This is a genomic window from Clostridium sp. 1001270J_160509_D11, from assembly GCF_015667935.1.
Lineage (GTDB): Bacteria > Bacillota > Clostridia > Peptostreptococcales > Peptostreptococcaceae > Intestinibacter.
In genome coordinates, this window is sequence record NZ_JADPET010000232.1 from 1 (window position 1) to 2475 (window position 2475).

General features: G+C 31.3%; 2 protein-coding genes. Both read left to right on the forward strand.

The window, feature by feature from the left end:
* The first annotated feature begins 376 nt into the window (after positions 1-376).
* Entirely contained in the window at positions 377-1339 is a 963-nt protein-coding gene (locus I4U58_RS13535) for a thiamine pyrophosphate-dependent dehydrogenase E1 component subunit alpha (protein WP_195931860.1), read from the forward strand.
* A gap of 43 nt (positions 1340-1382) precedes the next feature.
* Complete coding sequence (locus I4U58_RS13540) at positions 1383-2369, forward strand: alpha-ketoacid dehydrogenase subunit beta (RefSeq protein WP_195931861.1); 987 nt, start codon at positions 1383-1385, stop codon at positions 2367-2369.
* The last annotated feature ends 106 nt before the right edge of the window (positions 2370-2475 follow it).

A 2475-nucleotide genomic window follows, 5' to 3' on the forward strand; every position in this document is an offset into this window, starting at 1 on the left:
AATGAATAAAATAGAATAAAAGTATAATAAGTTTATATATAAATTTGATATACTTTTTATTTATTACAAAAGTTACTATATAAATGACCTAAAGTTATTTAAAGTTTAACAATATTGACAAATAATATAGCCGATATTACAATGGACTTTAAAAAGAACCTATATAAAAATTAAAGTTTAATAACTTAAAAATATAATGAGTATTAGATATAAGAATGGATAAATTAAGGTATATAAAAAATATGTAATTTTTATACTTTATATAAATTAGTAACTAATATACCTAAAATAAAAAGATGATAATATTTAAGAATTAATTATAATAAAAGCAAAATCAGTTAAAAATCACAAAATAAATAAGTTATAGGAGGAACGTATGTCAATTTCAAAGGAAATAATGCTTGAGATGTATAAAAGAATGGATCAAGCTAGAAAATTTGAAGAAAAAGTATGCTACTTTTTCTCAAAAGGTATGATACATGGAACTACACATCTATCTATAGGACAAGAAGCATCAAGTGTTGCAGCAGTTATGGCACTTGATGATGGAGATTTAGTTTCAATGACACATAGAGGTCATGCTTTGTCTATTGGTATGGGAATAGACCTAAACAAAATGATGGCAGAATTAATGGGAAAAGTTACAGGATATTGTAAAGGTAAAGGTGGCTCAATGCATATAGCTGACCTTGAATCTGGAAATTTAGGTTCAAACGGTATTGTTGGTGGAGGTCTTACATTAGCTCCAGGAGCAGCTCTTACTCAAAAATACAAAAAGACTGGTAAAATTGTTTTATGTTCTTTCGGAGATGGAGCATCAAACGAAGGAGCGTTCCATGAAGGGGTAAACCTTTCTTCTGTTTGGAAATTACCAGTCATTTTTTATTGTGAAAATAATCTATACGGAATGTCTACAGCGCAATCTAAAGTTATGAATGTAGAACATGTAGCTGATAGAGCATCTAGTTATGGAATTGAAAGTTTTATAGTTGATGGATATGATGCAGAGGCTGTTTATGAAACAGTTCAAAAAGCTGCAGAAATATGCAGAAAAGGGGAAGGTCCAGTATTAGTAGAAGCTAAAACTTATAGATGGGCAGGACACTCTAAGTCTGATAAAAATGTCTATAGAACTGAAGAAGAAATAGATTCATGGAAACAAAAAGATGGACTTATAAAATTAAGAAATAGAATACTAGAATTAGGATATGCGACTGAAGAAGAGTTACAAGCGTTAGAAAAACAAGTAGAACAAAATATTGAAGATGCAGTTGAATTTGCTAAAAATAGCCCAGAACCATCACTAGATACATTAGAACAGGATGTATATGCTGACTAATTAAGATTATGGACGGAAGGATTTGCGAGGAGGTTTAATAAACATGCAAATGAGAGAAATAACATATAAAGAAGCCGTAAGAGAAGCTATGGTTGAAGAAATGAGAAGAGATGAAGATATCATCTTTTTAGGAGAAGATATCGGAATTTATGGAGGCGGATTCGGTGTTTCTGTTGGAATGATAGAAGAATTTGGTCCGGAGAGAATTCTTGAAACACCTATATCGGAAGCAGCTATAGCAGGATGTGCAGCAGGTGCGGCAGCAACTGGTTTAAGAACTATAATGGAAATTATGTTTAGTGATTTTATAACAATAGCTATGGATGTAATCGTAAATCAAGCAGCAAAAATGAGATATATGTTCGGAGGAAAAGCACAAGTTCCTATGGTAGTTAGATGTCCAGGTGGATCAGGGACAGGAGCAGCAGCACAACATTCACAAAGTTTAGAAGCATGGATGTGTCATATACCTGGGGTTAAAGTTGTTGCACCATCAACTCCAGCAGATGCAAAAGGATTATTAAAAGCCGCAATAAGAGATAATAATCCAGTAATTTTCTATGAAAATAAACTACTTTATAAAACTACAGGATTAGTTCCAACTGAAGATTATGTAATAGAACTAGGAAAAGCAAATATAACTAGAGATGGTTCAGATATCACAGTAGTAACTTACGGTAGAATGTTAGAAAGATGTGAAATGGCGGCAGAAAAATTAAAAGATGAAAATATAAATGTTGAAATAATAGATTTAAGAACATTATATCCAATGGATAAAGATACAATAATAAAAAGTGTCTGTAAAACAGGAAGAGCATTAATAGTTCATGAAGCATCAAAAACAGGTGGTTTAGGAGGAGAAATATCAGCTTCAATAGTTGAAAGTGAAGCATTCAACCATTTAAAAGCACCAGTTAAAAGATTAGGTGGAAAAGATGTACCAATTCCATATAATCCAACATTAGAGGCAGCAGTTGTGCCAAATACTGATGAAATTATAGATACAATAAGAGATTTAGTTAATAGATAAATATAATAAAAATAAAGGGACTATCGCAAAATAAACCAAGAAGTTACTTTTGAAGTAGCATCATTATTAGCACAAAAAAATGGATTTAATTTAGTTGTTGCAGGAA